This window comes from Pontimicrobium aquaticum, assembly GCF_005047595.1.
In the GTDB taxonomy this organism is placed as follows: Bacteria; Bacteroidota; Bacteroidia; order Flavobacteriales; family Flavobacteriaceae; genus Pontimicrobium; species Pontimicrobium aquaticum.
This window is the reverse complement of record NZ_SUPL01000002.1, coordinates 558754-576299: the sequence shown is the minus strand read 5'-3', so window position 1 is coordinate 576299 and position 17546 is coordinate 558754. Positions and strand designations below refer to the sequence as shown.

19 protein-coding genes are annotated in these 17546 nt (G+C 31.5%); 11 read left to right on the top strand and 8 right to left on the bottom strand.

Features of this window, described 5'->3' with window-relative positions; all coding sequences use genetic code 11:
• Positions 1–59: 59 nt before the first annotated feature.
• The 3 genes from E5167_RS15380 to E5167_RS05545 all read left to right on the top strand — a co-directional run bounded on the left by E5167_RS15380 (position 60) and on the right by E5167_RS05545 (position 3019).
• Entirely contained in the window at positions 60–224 is a 165-nt protein-coding gene (locus E5167_RS15380) for a hypothetical protein (protein ID WP_169301383.1), read from the top strand.
• 114 nt (positions 225–338) lie between these two features.
• The gene (locus tag E5167_RS05550; RefSeq protein WP_136841847.1) at positions 339–2336 is read left to right on the top strand and encodes a tetratricopeptide repeat-containing sensor histidine kinase; all 1998 of its coding nucleotides are present in this window, start codon (positions 339–341) and stop codon (positions 2334–2336) included.
• Positions 2337–2341: 5 nt separating this feature from the next.
• Complete coding sequence (locus E5167_RS05545) at positions 2342–3019, top strand: response regulator (RefSeq protein WP_136841845.1); 678 nt, start codon at positions 2342–2344, stop codon at positions 3017–3019.
• Positions 3020–3098: 79 nt separating this feature from the next.
• On the opposite strand, the gene E5167_RS05540 is transcribed toward E5167_RS05545, so the two are convergent.
• The 4 genes from E5167_RS05540 to E5167_RS05525 form a co-directional block, all read right to left on the bottom strand.
• A complete protein-coding gene (locus E5167_RS05540; RefSeq protein WP_239021953.1) occupies positions 3099–3518 on the bottom strand; it encodes a hypothetical protein in 420 nt (139 codons plus the stop codon).
• A gap of 89 nt (positions 3519–3607) precedes the next feature.
• Positions 3608–4810 carry a hypothetical protein gene (locus E5167_RS05535; RefSeq protein ID WP_136841843.1) on the bottom strand — a complete coding sequence of 401 codons (1203 nt, stop codon included), beginning with the start codon at positions 4808–4810 and terminating at the stop codon, positions 3608–3610.
• Positions 4810–6861, bottom strand: coding sequence for a type II secretion system protein GspD (locus tag E5167_RS05530; RefSeq protein ID WP_239021952.1), 2052 nt, complete (start codon positions 6859–6861; stop codon positions 4810–4812). Before E5167_RS05530 ends, E5167_RS05535 begins: the two co-directional genes overlap by 1 nt.
• 145 nt (positions 6862–7006) lie before the next feature.
• Positions 7007–8422, bottom strand: coding sequence for a GspE/PulE family protein (locus E5167_RS05525; protein ID WP_136841838.1), 1416 nt, complete (start codon positions 8420–8422; stop codon positions 7007–7009).
• A gap of 171 nt (positions 8423–8593) precedes the next feature.
• Between E5167_RS05525 and E5167_RS15375 the strand changes: the two genes are divergently transcribed.
• A complete protein-coding gene (locus E5167_RS15375) occupies positions 8594–8851 on the top strand; it encodes a hypothetical protein (RefSeq protein WP_169301381.1) in 258 nt (85 codons plus the stop codon).
• 52 nt (positions 8852–8903) lie between these two features.
• On the opposite strand, the gene E5167_RS05515 is transcribed toward E5167_RS15375, so the two are convergent.
• Positions 8904–9296, bottom strand: a complete 393-nt coding sequence (locus tag E5167_RS05515; protein ID WP_136841834.1) for a prepilin-type N-terminal cleavage/methylation domain-containing protein — start codon at positions 9294–9296, stop codon at positions 8904–8906.
• Between the two features lie 10 nt (positions 9297–9306).
• The gene (locus E5167_RS05510; protein ID WP_169301380.1) at positions 9307–9984 is read right to left on the bottom strand and encodes a response regulator; all 678 of its coding nucleotides are present in this window, start codon (positions 9982–9984) and stop codon (positions 9307–9309) included.
• Positions 9985–10181: 197 nt separating this feature from the next.
• On the opposite strand from E5167_RS05510, the gene E5167_RS05505 reads away from it, so the two are divergent.
• The 7 genes from E5167_RS05505 to E5167_RS05475 are packed head-to-tail and all read left to right on the top strand — an operon-like array spanning position 10182 to position 14907.
• Positions 10182–10919, top strand: coding sequence for a hypothetical protein (locus E5167_RS05505; RefSeq protein WP_136841831.1), 738 nt, complete (start codon positions 10182–10184; stop codon positions 10917–10919).
• A gap of 5 nt (positions 10920–10924) precedes the next feature.
• Positions 10925–11281 (top strand): hypothetical protein, encoded by a 357-nt coding sequence (locus E5167_RS05500; RefSeq protein ID WP_136841829.1) that lies wholly within the window; start codon positions 10925–10927, stop codon positions 11279–11281.
• Positions 11271–11735, top strand: coding sequence for a hypothetical protein (locus E5167_RS05495; protein ID WP_136841827.1), 465 nt, complete (start codon positions 11271–11273; stop codon positions 11733–11735). The genes E5167_RS05500 and E5167_RS05495 overlap by 11 nt, the downstream gene beginning before the upstream one ends.
• Complete coding sequence (locus tag E5167_RS05490) at positions 11732–13000, top strand: hypothetical protein (RefSeq protein WP_136841825.1); 1269 nt, start codon at positions 11732–11734, stop codon at positions 12998–13000. The genes E5167_RS05495 and E5167_RS05490 overlap by 4 nt, the downstream gene beginning before the upstream one ends.
• Before the next feature lie 23 nt (positions 13001–13023).
• Entirely contained in the window at positions 13024–13320 is a 297-nt protein-coding gene (locus tag E5167_RS05485) for a hypothetical protein (RefSeq protein WP_239021951.1), read from the top strand.
• Entirely contained in the window at positions 13313–13771 is a 459-nt protein-coding gene (locus E5167_RS05480) for a prepilin-type N-terminal cleavage/methylation domain-containing protein (protein WP_136841822.1), read from the top strand. The genes E5167_RS05485 and E5167_RS05480 overlap by 8 nt, the downstream gene beginning before the upstream one ends.
• Positions 13771–14907 carry a type II secretion system F family protein gene (locus E5167_RS05475; RefSeq protein ID WP_136841820.1) on the top strand — a complete coding sequence of 379 codons (1137 nt, stop codon included), beginning with the start codon at positions 13771–13773 and terminating at the stop codon, positions 14905–14907. The genes E5167_RS05480 and E5167_RS05475 overlap by 1 nt, the downstream gene beginning before the upstream one ends.
• Before the next feature lie 499 nt (positions 14908–15406).
• On the opposite strand, the gene E5167_RS05465 is transcribed toward E5167_RS05475, so the two are convergent.
• Both E5167_RS05465 and E5167_RS05460 read right to left on the bottom strand, forming a co-directional pair.
• Positions 15407–16033, bottom strand: a complete 627-nt coding sequence (locus tag E5167_RS05465) for a hypothetical protein (RefSeq protein ID WP_136841818.1) — start codon at positions 16031–16033, stop codon at positions 15407–15409.
• On the bottom strand, positions 16023–17546 hold a 1524-nt coding region (locus E5167_RS05460), incomplete at its 5' end, for an RHS repeat domain-containing protein (RefSeq protein ID WP_169301379.1). The genes E5167_RS05465 and E5167_RS05460, both read right to left, overlap by 11 nt.

The window sequence follows — 17546 nt, the reverse complement described above, 5'->3', positions numbered from 1 at the left end:
TTCGAGCTACAGCTAGCATCTGGCTCACAAAACCGATGTAAAACTAAAAACGAAATGCCATGCGATACGCAAAACACATTCTTACCCTAATCTTTTGTACGAGTCTATTTTTATCATGTACTGTTGACGAGTTAGAACCAAAGAAATCTTCTACTGGAGTTCAAGATGTTCAATCTACCGATGATGGAACTAACCCTCCAGATGATGACAAGGGTAATGGATAAAAAAATAAAGCCTTAGTCTGTTTCACACTGAGGCTTTTTTTATAGATTTGATATTAATTTATTCTTGTGTTATATTTTTTTCATTCCTTTCTAAACTTTATTAAACTATTAGTAGTGGTTGTTAGTTTAATATCTTATAATAAAAAAAAATTAGATTCATCAATTTCATCAATACAATCTATTGGAGCTGATAGTACAAGCTTTTATTTAAAAGGGATTAAACAAAACTCAAGAGATGAAATTTTTGTTGATCAAGCATTAAAAAAAGCATATCAGTATAACTATAAGGTTTCTTATGACTCATTAAAAAATCGTAATCTTCTTAAAATTGCTTATGAAGCGAAAAGATTTGGAAGAGATTCAATTTTTGTTAAAGCAAATACTGAAGGATTATTACTTTCAGAAAAAATAAGAGACACATTTGGAGTTGCTGATGCTCAATGGAATTTTGGATCTTATTATTATACTAAAGAAAATTGGGAGTTATCTTTTAAATTTTATTATAAAGCACACATAAATTTTGAAAGCATTAAACATGAACAATTTTCTGGAAAAATGCTTTTTAATATGGCTAATGTTCAGAGCCAACTTAAAGATTATACTGGAAGTGAGATTACAACATTCCAAGCAATAAAAAGGTTCAAAAAAATAAATAATTATTTATCTCTTTATAGGTGCTTTAATCAACTGGGGCTTATTGCAAGAGATCTTAAAGAGTTTGATAGGGCTAAAGAATATTTCATTCAAGCCCTTCTGTATTTAGATGAAATTGAAGATAGTGATGTTTATAGAGAGTTTGTATATAACAACCTTGGATTGGTGTATCAGGACATTCAAAACTATGAAGCCGCAATAGAATACTTCAACATTCCCTTAAACAGGACTGAGTTAAAAGAAGAAAATATTGCATTTTATGCAAGGCTATTAGATAATTTAACGTACAATCGTTTTTTAAAAGGGGAGAAAGAAGAAATAGAAACTAGCTTTTTGACTGCTTTAAAGATAAGAGATAGTATAAATAATATATCTGGAGTAATAATTAATAAAATTCATTTATCAGAGTATTATGCTTTTATGCAAGACACTACAAAAGCCATCCAGTTTACAAAAGATGCATTAACATTGTCAAAAAAAGTTAATAACAACAGAGAGTGGCTAAAGTCATTACACTGGTTAGCTAAAATAGACAGAGCAAATGCTGATAACTATCTAGAACAATATGTGTTGTTAAGTGACAGTTTACAACATGAAGAACGTAAAATCAGGAATAAATTTACAAGAATACAATATGAAACCGATGAGGTAATTAAAGAAAATAAGTTACTAGGCAATAAACTAATATTAACAAGTATTTCAGGCTTGATCCTAATATTAATATTATCTCTGATTTATTTTATTTTTATACAACGTTCAAAAAATAAACAAATGTTGCTTGAACAAGACCAACAAAAAGCAAATCAAGAGATTTACCAACTTATGCTAGCGCAACAATCAAAATTAGAAGAAGGTAGGTCAAGTGAGAGAGAACGTTTATCTAGCGAGTTACATGATGGAATTTTAGGTAAGCTGTTTGGCACTAGGGTTGGTTTAGGTTTTTTAGATCTACAAGGAGATGCACAAACTAAAAAGAAATTGCAAGGATTTGTAAATGAAATGCAACAAATTGAACAAGAGATAAGAGCAGTGTCTCATGATCTACAAAATGAAATTTTATCTTCAAAGATTGATTTTTATATTATGGCTAAGCAATATTTAGAAAAATTATGTAACATTGAAGGCATAGAATTAATTATAGAAAATGATGATAACATAAATTGGGAGATGATAGATACTGATTATAAAGTAAATATCTTTAGGGTGATTCAGGAATCACTACAAAACACGATTAAACATGCTGATGCATCAATGATAAATGTAATTTTTGCTAAAAAACAAGGGCAGCTTTTAATGAAAATTAAAGATAATGGCAAAGGATTCAACACTGAAAACAAATCCAAGGGAATTGGGTTAAAAAATATGGCCTTGAGAATAGGAAAACTTGGGGGCTCATTCAACATAATGTCAAAGCCTTTAAATGGAACATCTATAATAATATCAATCCCTTTAAAATAGAATTTATGAATTCAATGAACAACGTATTAATAATTGATGATCACCCTCTAATTGTCAATGCATATAAAGATGGTTTATTACACTTGAGCAAATTAGAGGAAGCATTGAAATTTAATATTGAAAGTGCTTGTGACTGTGATGAGGCTATCTCTCTAATTTTAAAATCACAAGCAACAAATGGTTATGATTTAATTTTTTTAGACATTCAATTACCTCCCTCAAAAGATAAAAAGATACTTTCGGGTGAAGATCTAGGTGTTAAAATAAGAAAATTAACCCCAAATACTAGAATAATAGTATCTACAACCTATACCAATAATTATAGATTATATAACATTTTTAAAACAGTAGACCCAGATGGTTTTTTAGTTAAAACAGATTTGACAAATGATATGTTAATGGATGCTATTAAAACAGTTATAAAATACCCTCCATATTATTGCAAAACCATATCAAAATTGATAAGAAAAGAAATGTCCTCAAAATTAATTCTGGACAAAGTAGATAGGGATATTTTATACCAATTATCCATTGGAACTAGGACTAAAGACCTACCAAAGTTTATTCCATTATCAAAACCAGGTATCGAAGGACGAAAAAGACACCTTCGGAAAATTTTTAATGTTGAAAATAAAAATGATGGTGAACTTATTAAAGCTGCCAGAAATAGTGGCTTTTTGTAAATCTAAAATATTGATTTATATTAGTTAAACAGATAAGAAATGATGGGAAGTTTAAGACAAAAAAATTACTTAACTATTATTATCCAAAACTCCTTAGTAGCACAAAAGCTTCTAAATAGAATTTTCCAGTCTTATATTTTTTTTTCTTTTCAAAATGTACATTTATAATTTCCCCAAACTTTGTTTGTTGCTCCAATTTATGAATGAGTTTAATAATAGCATTATATTCCCCAATCAAACTAAACTGATAGGTTTTTAAAGGCACCCCATTTAAAGTTGACACATGTGGTTCTAGAAATCCATTCACCTTTAAATGGTTTTCTGCACTAAAAGCATTGATGGTCTTGAGTAAACTATTTTGAATGGAATTCCCATCCAACTGATATTTTAAAAGGATGGAATCATAATATACTTGTTTCTGTTTTAAGAGTGACAATTGCTTTGGTATATTCTCAAAAAGTGCTTCTTGTGTTTTAAGTTCTCTATATTGCTTCTTCAAAGTAATTGTTTTAGAAAACCCTAGTTTATAGCAAATAACCAATGCTAAGATGAATCCAATAATTAAACTTATATTTTTTGACTTAGGGCTCATGGGTTTTTAAATAGTTTAATACTAAAATTTGAATTCGTTGTTGTGATATCACTATAATCCATGATTTCCACTCTAGACACCCAAATTAATTTCTCTAGCTCAGACACCCAAGATGAAAAGGTTTTACTACTATTGGATACACCGCTTAAAAAAATATTGTTATTGGCAATAGTTATTGGTTCGTTATCTTTGATGTTTTTAAAAAGTGGCTGATAATTAAGTTCGGTGAGTACTATAGAGTTTGGAAGCCTTTGAATTATATTGTCTATAAAAAATGAACTCTTTGAGGATTCCATTTGAAGCATATCTTCCGTTAGTTTTTGAATGCTATCTACCTCCTTTTTTAAAGTAATGATTTTTTGGGTTGTCTCTTTATTATAAACACTCACAGATTGAAGGTCTTTAACATTATTGAAATAATGAGTAAACACAAAGTAATTAACTAACAATGCTATAAAAACGATTCCTAATCCAGTCTTTAAAAACACATTAAAAAACTGCAACTGTTTAAATCTTTGAAGTAATGATTCTTTTATGTTGACAGTATTGGTATATGGTTTATATGTATTTAAAATTTGAAGTAAAGCACCAACAAGTGAAAGCATAAAATTGTTGTTGGTTACAAGCCCATTAACATCATAATCTATAAGATAAGAAGACACTTCTATATTAATATTATCAATAGCTACTCCATTTTTTTGAATGATAGAATTAGATGTATAGAACTTATTGGGCTCAATAAAATCACACACACTAGAAACTATCATATTTCCTAGAAAAAAATCAGTGACTAAAATATTGTTGCCTGAATATGCTGATATTATGTCATCTACATAATCTTTTCTGCAAATAGAAATGAAACTACAACCTTCTTGACGTAATATTTCATAATAGAATTTTTCTAGGTCAATATTGGGAAATGCATGAAAGACCAAATCTGATTCTTTTTTTGATGAATACGTTATTCTTTTTGTTAAAACCTTATCGGTATTAACAATCAATGTAACATTTTGACCTTTTTTAAGCTTAGACGTTAAATCATCAATTTTACTGACTTGAAAATGGTCAAAGAGATCAACACTATTTTTTTGCTTTTTTAAAAGGGTTACATAAAGAGTATCTATACCAATAGCATTGGTGTGTTCAATCCCACAAAAAAGGTTACCGTAAAGCAAATATGACGAAAATCTATCGAGCATTATTTAATGATGGTTGGTTTAATAAGAATTGTGAGTTTGGACTTAGAGGCTGTTCGTTTACGTTTGCTAAATAAATATTTAATTAAAGGTACTTTAGCAAGAAACGGCACACCTGAACCAGAATTGTTTTTCATCTGCTCTTCAAGTCCTCCTAAAATGGCAATATCCTGATCCTGCATACGAATGATGGAACTAAAATTTCTTGAGATCACATCTGGTGGGGCGTCATCTGCAACCCTTGATCCAAAGCTGGACTGTATTACCGAGATATCCAGTAAGACCTGACCATCTCCAGACACAGAGGGCTTAATAGTGAGTCCTAACTCTGCATCTATGGGAAGATAATTAGTGATTTCTGAAGTCTGAGGATTATCTGTCCCGTAAATATTTCTTTCAGTGACTGCATAAAAAGAGGTTTGCCCATTAGAAAAAGTAGCTCTATGACTATTTAACGTTGCCAACCTAGGTGTTGACCTAACTTTCAAATCTCCATTTGTTTCCATAGCTCGAATGGTTGCAAAAAAATTAGGACCTACTTTTCCTAAATTGAACCCTCCAAAGTTATTAAAGCTCCCTATAAGTTTATTTACCGTGTTTGCTCCCAATGTAAGATCTGCTTCAGGAAACATAGCACCACTGGTCGTCGTCGGTTCATTCCCCAATCCCCACGTTACACCCGTTTCTATAGCTGCACTTTTTTTAGCTTCAATAATCATTACCTCAATTAAGACAACAGGAACAGGCTTATCAATTTCTTTTATGAATTTTTTAAACCGTTCCACAGAAGGTGCTGGTCCATTGACATAAAAACTATTTAACTCATAATCTACTTTGATCTCTAGATTACCGATTATGTCTTCGGGTAAAATATTTAATAATGAAGCTTTATTTCCATCTCCCTGAAAAAGATTATTCTGAATCCCACCAGAATTTTGCCTATTATCATTGCTTCGGTTATTAGAGCCTCCAAACCCATTTTTAAAGCTAGTATTAGATCCACGAAAATTATTATAAACTCTAGATGAAGTTGCGTTTATACTGCCTCCCATTGGATCGGATAACATTTCAATAGAACGATGTAAAAGATGCACCACTTGTACCGTTTTAATACTCAATTGGTCTTCTGTACCGAAAAAATAACGATTACCTTCCTTTTTAAAATTAAATATCAGTCGTTGATTATTACCTGTATTTGAATTCTGTTGTCTATTATTTGATTGCGATTGATTATTGTTTACATCGCTAATAGTTGTTTGCATTTCAAAAACTTTAACGAGGAGCTCATCAAACGTTATGGATTTAGCGTTTAAAGTTACATTTCCAGCATTACCCAAAGGGGTCGCCGTAAAAATTTCCAAATGCAACTCAGTTCCAATATCTTCTATGATTTCTGATATGGGCTTATTTTTAAAATCAACATTTAATAGTTTTTTTTCTAAGTCCAAAACCGTAAAGGAAATATCACCTTTACGGTTATTTAATATCCTTCTAGGCTTACCATTAGCATCTGATAGCTGCTGATTATTTTGGATGGCATCTTCAAAAACCCAAAAACCATCTTTAGTTTTTTCTGTATATAAATTATTAGCCAAGGCCAATTTATACATTGCTACATCAAAAGGTGCCTCAATAATATATGATGTTAATAGTTTATTTTCTAGCCCTTGAGCAAATACTAAATTTTTACTAGACTCATCCATAATCCGTCTAAATACCTCATACAACTTATCTTCCTTTGCATCAATGGAAATCATATTGTCTTTAGGATTAAAAGACACAGGAATCTCTCTTTTTTCAATAGGTTTTTGTGGAATAAGATAAGGCTTAAAGGACATGATATTACCTGTAAAATCAATAGTCAATCGATATTCTTTACATAGAAATACGAGTAAGTCTTCAACAGACACTTCTTGAAAATTATTAACTATACCAACATTATTCAACTCAGGTGCTATATTGATATTTAACTTATGAATCTCAGCAATGGCTCTCAGAAAATTTGGCAGGGTAATGTTATGTACATCCATGGAAGCCGAATAATGTTCATTCAAACCTTCTTGCTCTTTGGCAAGTATCTCTAGCTGGCTCTTTATAGGTACTAATCTGTCTGGATTTTCCTGTCCAAAAATTAAGTTCCCAGTGATAAAAATTATGATATATAGTAATTTTTTCATATTGTTTTTTGTGCCTATAAGGTTATTTCTCAGCCAATAAGGAATACACCTCTTCTATGGAAGTTGTTCCTTCCAAAATCAGGTTAAGAGCATTGCTTTTAAGTGTTTGAATATTGTTTTCTTTTAGGTAGTTATCTATTTCTAGGGCATTGTTGTTAATATGCATTACTAGATCTTTTGTTATAGGAATAATCTCATAGATCGCTTTTCTACCCTTGTAACCCGTATGATGACAATCATTACATCCAACGGCTTCGAAATGTGTTTTTAAATGACTTGGAATGTCAAAATGAGCAGGTAACGATGCTTTTGTAATAGGTGATTCTTTCTTGCACATAACACATAGCTTTCTAACAAGCCGCTGTGCAACACTAACATTAAGTGTATTTGCAATCAAAAAAGATGGAACACCCATGTCTATAAGTCTGGAAATAGTCGCCCAAGCCGAATTGGTATGAATTGTGGACAAAACCAAATGTCCAGTAAGTGCAGCTCTAATTGCCATATTGGCTGTACTAACATCACGAATCTCACCTACCATGATAATATCGGGATCTTGTCTCAAAAAAGTGCGCAAAGTGCTTGCGAAATCAAGACCAATATTTTCTTTTAATTGTACCTGATTAACACCTTCCAATGTATATTCTATGGGATCTTCTATGGTTAATATATTTGTATTATTATCGTTCAACAATTTTAAAGTTGCATAGAGTGTTGTGGTTTTACCTGAACCTGTAGGTCCCGAGATGAGCACAATACCATTAGGGTTTTTAACAGCCTCTTTATAAATTAGTAATTCTTCTGGAGCAAACCCCAAATCTCCCAAATCCAGTTGACTTGTATCCTTGTTTAAAATTCGAAGTACAATTTTTTCACCATACAATGTTGGAAGGCTTGATACACGGATATCAAACTCATTTTGAAACATTTTTATAGTAATACGTCCATCCTGCGGTAAACGCTTTTCCGAAATATCCAATCCTGCCTTGATCTTAATTTTATTAACCATTACAGGATACTCTTCATGAGAAATCAAATAATGTTCTTTTAATTTACCATCTAAACGCAATCTCACCCTACAGCGTTCTTCGTATGGTTCAAAGTGAATATCACTGCTTCCAATATTTTTAGCTGTTAATAGTAAGGTTTCCAAAAAATCATTGTTATAATGCAAATCTTCCTGAAACTCAACTTGTTTTTTTCTGAAGTTTTTTGCCAAATAATTGTCAATGACTTCCTGTTTCTCTTTTTCTAAGATGACCTCCTTACCGAGTATTATTTGCAATTCTTGCTTTAACGCCTCAGAAACTTTTGCTGCCTTAAAGATTATAACATCACTATTAACCGTTTTTGGGACAATGTTATAATGATATGCTTGGTCACTACTTATTGTTTGTAACAAAGAGGTTGGGATGTCATATGAGTTATTGGCATCCATATTTAGAGACTATAAATAGAATTAATCACCCCTGACCAATAAGCTATATAAGTTAATCCGAAAAACAAACTCATGTACCCAGCTAGTGGAACTAGTATGTTATCCTTTTTTAAAAATAGATGAATTAGCAAGGAAAAAATCAAGGAACAACTGAAAATCACTATAAAAGAAATGGACGAAAAGGTAAAGGAAAGTCCAATAAACAGTAATAGATCACCCATTCCAAATACACTTTTTATAGAGGTTTTAAGTTTTAATCTGGCATACAACAAAACAATCAAGAGAAGACTTGACACAAACATTAGATTAATAATGGTTGCTAAAAAAAATAATTCTGTTATTGTTTTATTCCAAAAGAGCAATCCAGCACTCAAAGCCGTTATGGGAAACAAAAACCAATACACTTTCCTGTCTTTTACATCTTGGTAACAAATCCCTCCTAGAGACCCAATTAATATAATCTTTGCCAATAGTAGCATCTCTAGTCTTTTATTAATTGTTTAGGCAATCCGGATTCATCTATTTCCCATTCATTAAAAATGCCATCTCCATCAAAATCTGTTATAGCAATCGCCTTAACTTTAAAGCTATTGCTTGAAGCACTTAAAATTTCATACCTATAATTACTAGTTCCATTTTCTTCTACTGTTTTGGGAGCTTCAAAATCCAATTCGTTAAAATCCATAGAGTATTTTGAATACATATATCTATAGGTTGTTTGGGAATTATAAATATATTTTAATTGTATTTGAGCTTCCATACTCTTGGCCTTACTAATAAGAGGCATCAGATTAGGTAATGCCAACAATAGCAATATGCCAATTATTGCTAAAACCATTAGGACTTCTTGTAAGTTATATCCAGATACTTTCATTCTTTGTAATTTATATATAGCCTCTTTTGGCGGCCTCACTAATAAGCGCGCTATCATCTTTGTTTTCAACACTAAATATTTCTTTTAAAACCCGTTTTCTACGTTCAATCCCACCTTTTGACAAGTTGATAAGACCAGGCAAATCCTTGTTTTTTATTCCTTTAGATAAGAGATATAATATCTTTCTATTAGTTCCATCAAGAGTAAACTCATTTGCCACATGTAATCTCATCAATCGTAAAATAGCATTACTATAATAAGGATCGCCATTTAAAACTATAGTAGTGGCATTGACGAGATCCATAAAATCTATATCACTTTTAATTAAAAAGCCATCTGGGTTTATAGTTTTTAAAATATTATTTAGTCTATAATTATTATTGTGAGAAGTAAAAACCATTATTTTGGCTTTAGGGAACAGATCTCTAATTTTCACGCCTAAATCTTCACCTGATAACAAGGCTCTATCCTTAGACGCTGGAATACTGATGTCTAATAAAATCAAGTCTAAAGGAATACCATTTATGGCTTTTTCTATTTCATAATCCGCGGTATCACAATTTTTGGCAGTGCTTATTTTAAAGGTAAAGCCCGAATCAGAATCACTAATATGCTCTAAAACATTCTGCAATGAGTTAATAATTAGTGGCTCATCTTCCACTATTAGTACATTTATTTGTTTATTCATTGTCATCTATCCTTTTACGTTCTAAGGGAGAATCATCTAAATTCAAGTTGACTAAATGTATTTATATTCTTGGACATAAAAATAATGTCAAAGCTTACAAAAAATAAGCATAATGCATTAAAAAAAGAGGCGAAACACTTATTTTAAGCATTAAAACAAGCCATACCTTTATGTATTCAAATCTTTAAAGATAATAAATGAAGGTTTTTTATAAAATTGTTTTAAGCTCCTTACTACTATTATTATTTGGTTGCAAGCCAATAACCATAAGTCAAAATCCTCAAAACAGATCATCTCAATCGATAGATCTCGGTAGTATTGGGATTGACAAGAACACCATCCTCAACAAAAGCTTCATATATAAAGGGTTTCCTATTTATGATGAGCCTCTTAGACTTTCTGTGACCTTTATAGATTTCACTAAACATACCTACAAAAAATTTAGAGCATCCAAAACAGTTCAAGCATCAAAATTAAAAGTCAATTATGTAGATTCTCTGGAAGTAAAACCCAAATATTTTTCTTTTAGGATTTCTGATGTTGTTGGGCTAATAAAAACATTAAATAGCGATAACAATATAAATACCAAAGATATGCTTGAAGTAAATTCAAATTTGGGTGTTGTAACTAATGTTTTAATTGCATATTCGGAGGAAATTACTAAAAAAATCAATGATGCCAATGCTGTATTTTTAGTACAAAATGGATTTAATCAGTATGGATTCCAACTAAACACTAATGAAACTCAAGAGGTAATCCCTATAAATCAAGGCGTGGTGTTTGACTATAAGCTTTCTAAATGCTGTTGGCAAGAAAGCAGTAAACACGAATTGATTATTGCAGATTTAGTTGATGAAGGTGCCAAATGCCCTTATAAAACATTCAAATCACCAAAATACATCAAAGAGGAAGAAAAAGACTATTTAAAATTTTAATGCTTATGAAAAAGCTTCTATTTGTATATATAGTTTTCAGTTTAACTTCCTGTGAAGAACTATTGGAGATTGAAAATATTTCAAATAAGTCAATAACTGTTTTAGCACCAACAGATATGGCTGTTTTAAACCAAACAAATCTTACGTTTAACTGGGATACAATAGAGGGTGCAGATTCATATCATATTCAAATAGCAACACCAACTTTTAACGAGGCTCTTCAAATAGTTAAGGACACCTTAATTAGTCAAAATCAAATCAGTATCACTTTAGAAGCCAATCAATACCAATGGCGGGTTAGAGGTGAAAATTCAGCTTACAGAACACCCTATACAATGCAATCCTTTACCATTGAACAATAAGCTAAAGACATACGTTCTGTTGATTATAGTCATCGGTGTATGGGGACTCATTGGCTTTAAGGTTTGGTCAAATTTTAATCCTGATATACCTGAGGCTAAAGCTAAAAATTTAAATGTGTCTTTTAGCCCTAAAGCTAATGTCAAAATAGATTCATTTTCAATACAAGAAACCAAAAGAGATCCTTTTTTAGGTACCATAACTAAAAAATTAGAAAAAAAAGCTAATACGAAAATAAAAAAATCAGTGCCTTTTAATTGGATTCCAATCAGCTATCAAGGTATCATAACTAATCAAGGGTCTAAACAACAAATATTTATCATAAACATTAATGGACAACAACTATTGTTTAAAAAAGGACAAACAATTAACGAAGTATCTTTAATACAGGGCAATGCAAAACAAATTACAGTTCGTTATAAAAACCGTCAAAAAAGAATTGATATTCAAAAATGAGGATTATAAAACTAAAAGCAGGAGCCTTACAAATTACACTGTTCATAACCGTGGTAATTGCTTTATTATTGACTTTATTTATTGTATTAGTTCATGTGCATAAGCAGTTTAGCCTACATACTAATATTATAAAGGAGACCTTATATAATACCCAAAGAGGAATTGACTATACCTTAAAAAATGAAGTTATGTTAAATACACCTTACAATGTGAGCCTTAACAACAATAATGTTCAGATTAAACGTGACTTTTGGGGCATGTTTGAGAAGGTGAGTGTAAAATCTAAACTAAAGAACGTAAAGATTGAAAAGACAGCCTTATTAGGTAGTAACTTGCCTTCTAACTTAGATCGCAATGCACTCTATTTAAAAGACAATAACAAACCGTTAATTGTAGCAGGAACTACACAAATTCAAGGCACAGCTTTCTTGCCACGTTTAGGTATTAGACCTGGAATTATAACAAGTAAGCCTTATTTAGGATCAAAACTAATTTATGGTAATAGAAAATTGAGTAATGATTTACCGCCTATTTCAAATGAACTCCAGAGCCACCTAAAACAACTTTTTAGCATTGAAAAGATATACGGCTCAGATGAATTCATAGAACACTCCCCATCCCAAAAACTTCAGAACTCTTTTAATGATAAAGCAAAAGTGCTATACAGCAATCAGCTAATTGATCTCTATGATACTGAACTCACAGGTTACATTGTGGTATATTCTAAAACTAAAATTGTTGTGAAACCTTCTTCAAGCTTAAAGGATATTATACTTATAGCTCCTGAGATCATCATTAAGGATAATGTGAATGGAAGATTTCAAGCATTCGCAACCAAAAAAATAACCTTAGGAAAAAATTGTCTCCTTAGTTATCCATCAGCCATTGTATTGCAAGATGAGGAAACACCTACAAATCAGGAATCTTCAACAGAATTAAATAATTCTGTAGCTATTGACAAAGGATCTATGATAAAAGGATTGGTCATGTTTCTAGGAAAAGTAGCTCCAAATAATTTTAAACCCCAAATATTAATTAGTGAAAATGCCATTGTAAAAGGTGAAATCTATTGTAAAGAAAACCTTGAACTAAAAGGAGCTGTTCATGGAAGTGTCTATACCAATAATTTTGTAGCTACACAATCAGGATCAGTATATCAAAACCATATCTATAATGGCAAAATTTTAGCAGATAGGTTACCCAAAGAATATGTTGGGTTAACTTTTGAGAACTCAAGTAAAGAGGTATTAAAATGGTTGTATTAAAAAAGGTTAAAGGGGCAACATTAATGGAGACGCTTGTTGCAAGTGTCATTATTATTACCGTGTTTATATTGGCAAGTATGATCTTGAACAATCTATTCTCCAATACTATCAAAAATGACAAAAGAGCCATCAATGTTTATCTCAATGTGCTCGAATATAAATACATCAATAATAAAATTGACCTTCCATTTTTTGATGATTTTAAAAATTGGCAGATCTCATTAACAAAAGACAAGGAAGAAACACGAACAGTTTCTCTATCAGCAACACATAAAGCCACAAACAAACAGATTAAAAAACTAATTCGTGAACATGAATAATAAGGTTGCAGCTTTTACACTAAGTGAAATGATAGTGGTTATAATAATAACCAGTATTGTTGCTGGCATTGCCTTTTCAGTATTGACATTAGTGCAAAGACACATGTATGCTATACAGGCTAATTTCAACTCGCAAATGGAACTCAATAAACTAGAACAATCCTTATGGTTGGACTTCCATAAGTATCCAATCATCTCTTTTGATGCAAAACAACAAAAGTTATCACTATTAAACGAGTTGGATAGTACGCATTATACATTTAATAAAAAGAGTATCATAAAAGAGTTAGATACATTTAAGATTGAGATATCAGTCAAAACACTTTTTTTTAATGGTGATAGTATAAACAAAGGTTTGGTCGATGCTCTTATGTTAACCGTGTCTAAAAAAAACCTAGATAAACAGCTATTTGTCTTTAAAAAAAATGACGCCACCTTATATATGAACTAATGGCTTTTAACTTAGAAAAAACATATAATGCACCAACAACAAAGAAACTTTCTAAAGCAAAGCAAGAATCCTTTTTACAAAAAGAAATTTCCCTTTTTAACAAACCTTTTTCTCCAAAAATCAAAGAACAATTTTATTTGGAATTAAGTGTATTGCTTAAAGCGGGTATCACTTTAAAAAAGGCATTGGAGCTTATTAAAGATTCTCAAAAGAAAAAAGCTAACGCATCTATTGTAGAACAAATTTCCAAAGCTATTATCTCTGGGAAGAGCCTTTCTGATGCCATACAGCCCTATAAACAATTTAGTAATTACGAATACCATTCATTAAAAATAGGAGAAGAAACAGGAACCCTAGCACAAGTAACAGCACAATTGGGTGAGTTCTATGCAAAAAAAAATGAGCAAAAAAGACAGCTTATAAGTGCTCTAACCTATCCTATAATTATCTTAACCACTGCTGCTTTGGTAGTCGTATTTATGCTCAATTTTGTAGTGCCCATGTTTCAGGATTTATTTAAACAGCAACAGATAGAACTCCCATATATTACGGTTATCATTATCAAAGCCTCCAATGTTTTAAAAGATTATGGTTGGCTTATACTTCTTATGGTTGCTGTATTAATAACTATAAGGCTTTTATTAAAAAATAAAACATGGTATAAACAACATAAAGATGGAGTCATTTTAAAACTCCCTTTAGTTGGCAGCTTTATTAAAACCGTCTATCTCTCTCAGTTTACTCAAGCTGTAGCCTTACTGACCGCCTCTAAAGTGCCTTTGGTTAACAGCATACAATTGGTAAAGCAAATGATTACGTTTTACCCATTGGAAAAGGCTTTAATTAAGATTGAAGAAGACATCTTAGTAGGAGACTCTTTAAGCGAGGCCCTTTCAAAGCACAAACTGTTTGATGAAAAAATGATAGCCTTGGTTAAAGTGGCCGAAGAAACCAACCAAACGGAGTTTGTATTTAAAAAACTTAATGAGCAATACAATACGTTAGTACAACAACGTTCTAAGGTAATGGCAACGCTTTTAGAACCCATTATTATACTATTTGTAGGTTTTGCTGTTGGCGTAATTTTAATTGCCATGTATTTACCAATGTTTAAGCTGAGTAGTGTTTTGGGGTAACATCACTCTAAAGAACAAAACAAAAATTTAAAATCTTAATAGAAATGTGCTACCGCACTATTCTTCCATGTAGTTTATCTAATTTTTTTATTTTACTTTACAGAATCTTATATATTATAAAAGAAAAAACTACTCTATACTAATAGTTAATCAGAACAAAAATAGCTTTTTACTAATTTAAAAATATTATCTGTCATTTGTTATTTACCACACGATAAAATCGTGCGGCAGTGAGGGTTTTATAATATTACCGTTGACCAGGTTATTAACCTTGATGATGATTTACCTAAAGAAGTAATCATTGAGGACAAACAGGCACAGGAACAGTTACGCCTTATCTCTGAACTCGATAAAGACGACAGAGCCATTATCTTTAAGATGATTGACAAAATGCTTACCTCTAAAAAGTTTAAAGAGTTCTTTAAGAAAAATGTGGCTTCGCTTTAGGGCATAAAAAAAACCACTTTTTACAGTAGCCTTTTAAATTATTAATTACCAACTAATCCGGAACATTTGAGGTTGAGTATATTTCCTTTGTAGATTCGTCCATAACATCAACTCTAAATATCCCTCTTTCTTTACTTAAATAAAATTCATAAAAAGTAAATTTGGGTAATTTACTATGTGGTAAATCATAAAAACTTTCAATTTGAAAAACTTTCTCTTTCTTATCTTCATAAACACTTTTGACATCTAAACTTCTTGGTGATAAAAAAGTGTTTTTGATTTCTCTAGGATAAGAATAATCATTCATAGAAAGCAAAAAAAGAGCATCATTAATTTTAGAATCATAAAATTCTCCAACAAATAATGAATCATCTCTAATTCCAAAATATATTGAAGAGTTTAAATATTCTTTAGATTTCAGCATTAAGTCTACCCTGTAAAAACAGATATTATCAAATGTAAAACACGTGTCTTTTTTATAAATTAGAAAAAAAGGGATGGAACTGCCTGACTTATTAAATAAATTTTTAACGTCATTCGATTTTGGGAATATAGGATCTCCCTTATGATTACTATTTGAACTTACTATATTTTCAGCCTTTATATGTTCCTGTTGTTTTTCTGAAAAATTACAAGACCAATTTATTAACGTTAATATTATTAAAATTCTAATTTTCATAAGCACCCTGTACTAAAGGACCAACAATAATTTCAACTTTTTTTGCGTTTCCAGCATTCTGTGTTCCAAATATTAACGAGTTTATTCTTCCTAAATTAGGTATAAAATTTCCTATGGAAACTCCTCCTTGCTCCAAAAACATCATATCTGAATCATAAAACTCCTGAATAGGATATTGAGTAAAAGGCGGTCCTAAAGGGCCATTTGTTGGCATATTATCAAATCGTCCATTTTCAGAACCTCCTATATAAAAATGTTGTGCGTCAGGATTACTTCTTGTATTTTTTATTCCTAAAGCTTCTTTTGCATAGGCATGTGCATAAATTTCATGAAAAGCAGCTTCTAAATTAAAATGTGGCGAGTTGTTTTGTGTATCAATAGAAATTAAATAATTATCCCCGGGCTGTAATTGTGTACCGACAAAACTCTTCATATGATTATTGTATTTGATTTTATCAGCTTTATCCCATCCATTCATTTTAAAATTAGCTTTACTACTTGACCAAGTAGTTTTTTTAGAATAATTACCAACATAAGTAGTTACTCCTCCTGCTCCTTTTGTGGATGCTGCTGAAATAATCACATGCTTGTCTGGATTGTTTATAAAATAGTCTATTGCGCTAGCTCCAATTTCAGTTCCCATAACTTTATTATAAACACGAAGCAGTTCTCCATTACTTCCCATAATATAAACATAACTTCCATCCCCATCAAATGCACTACTAGGAATATTTCCCATTCCTAAATAGGGACTATGATATTGCCTCATTGGGTCGGGTCTTTGCCACCTACCAATCCTACTATCCCACAGCCTTAACTCAAAAGCTTCCTTACCAGTCTCTGGGTCTTTCTCCTGCCCTTGAAACTTGTAACGGTACCCACCTTCTACATTTCGATTAGGCATTGGCATCCCAAAGGGATAATAATCCGTCTTATTGGTCACCGTCAGTGCACTGCTACCATTCTTTACCACCACAGCGCGTACATTGCCCAAGTGATCTGTTAATTGGTAAGCATTAGTGCCCCCGGACCTGTAATGCACACCCAACCTGCTTGCACCATAAATGGTATTTTCTTTAAGTGTACTATTCTCATAGACCGCTAAAACACTCCCAGCTGCGTCCCGTACATAATAATCACTCCTTGTCAATGAACCACTTGTGTAAATTTCCTTTTTTACACGGTGTCCCCTATCGTTATAAAAGAACTTAACCAAAGATACATTATTTTTCTTTATCTCGGTTACCAAACCACTGGCATTGTAATAATATTTTAATTGGTCATGTTTGTTCTCTATTAATTGGCCTATGCCATTGTACACATAATTATCTGTAAAGCTATGCGTGGTGATGTCATCCGCATTGGCAGCATCACCTGCCCCATCTATAATACGCTTTAATTGGTTGGGCTTACTCGTATAATAATCATAAGTAAGGTCATCCATGTTGCTACTCCCATTGTTGTAGTTCTTCTTACGTGTCAAACTCTTGATGTTGCCATTGGCATCGTAGGT

Bases quoted from the DNA above. Each gene is read 5' to 3' on its own strand.
- E5167_RS05505 (WP_136841831.1), top strand. From the start codon at position 10,182: ATGAAGGTTTTTTATAAAATTGTTTTAAGCTCCTTACTACTATTATTA.
- E5167_RS05475 (WP_136841820.1), top strand. From the start codon at position 13,771: ATGGCTTTTAACTTAGAAAAAACATATAATGCACCAACAACAAAGAAA.
- E5167_RS05515 (WP_136841834.1), bottom strand. From the start codon at position 9,296: ATGAAAGTATCTGGATATAACTTACAAGAAGTCCTAATGGTTTTAGCA.
- E5167_RS05480 (WP_136841822.1), top strand. From the start codon at position 13,313: ATGAATAATAAGGTTGCAGCTTTTACACTAAGTGAAATGATAGTGGTT.
- E5167_RS05525 (WP_136841838.1), bottom strand. From the start codon at position 8,422: ATGGATGCCAATAACTCATATGACATCCCAACCTCTTTGTTACAAACA.
- E5167_RS15375 (WP_169301381.1), top strand. From the start codon at position 8,594: ATGGACGAAAAGGTAAAGGAAAGTCCAATAAACAGTAATAGATCACCC.
- E5167_RS05510 (WP_169301380.1), bottom strand. From the start codon at position 9,984: ATGAATAAACAAATAAATGTACTAATAGTGGAAGATGAGCCACTAATT.
- E5167_RS05490 (WP_136841825.1), top strand. From the start codon at position 11,732: ATGAGGATTATAAAACTAAAAGCAGGAGCCTTACAAATTACACTGTTC.
- E5167_RS05535 (WP_136841843.1), bottom strand. From the start codon at position 4,810: ATGCTCGATAGATTTTCGTCATATTTGCTTTACGGTAACCTTTTTTGT.
- E5167_RS05500 (WP_136841829.1), top strand. From the start codon at position 10,925: ATGAAAAAGCTTCTATTTGTATATATAGTTTTCAGTTTAACTTCCTGT.
- E5167_RS05465 (WP_136841818.1), bottom strand. From the start codon at position 16,033: ATGAAAATTAGAATTTTAATAATATTAACGTTAATAAATTGGTCTTGT.
- E5167_RS05485 (WP_239021951.1), top strand. From the start codon at position 13,024: ATGGAGACGCTTGTTGCAAGTGTCATTATTATTACCGTGTTTATATTG.
- E5167_RS05545 (WP_136841845.1), top strand. From the start codon at position 2,342: ATGAATTCAATGAACAACGTATTAATAATTGATGATCACCCTCTAATT.
- E5167_RS15380 (WP_169301383.1), top strand. From the start codon at position 60: ATGCGATACGCAAAACACATTCTTACCCTAATCTTTTGTACGAGTCTA.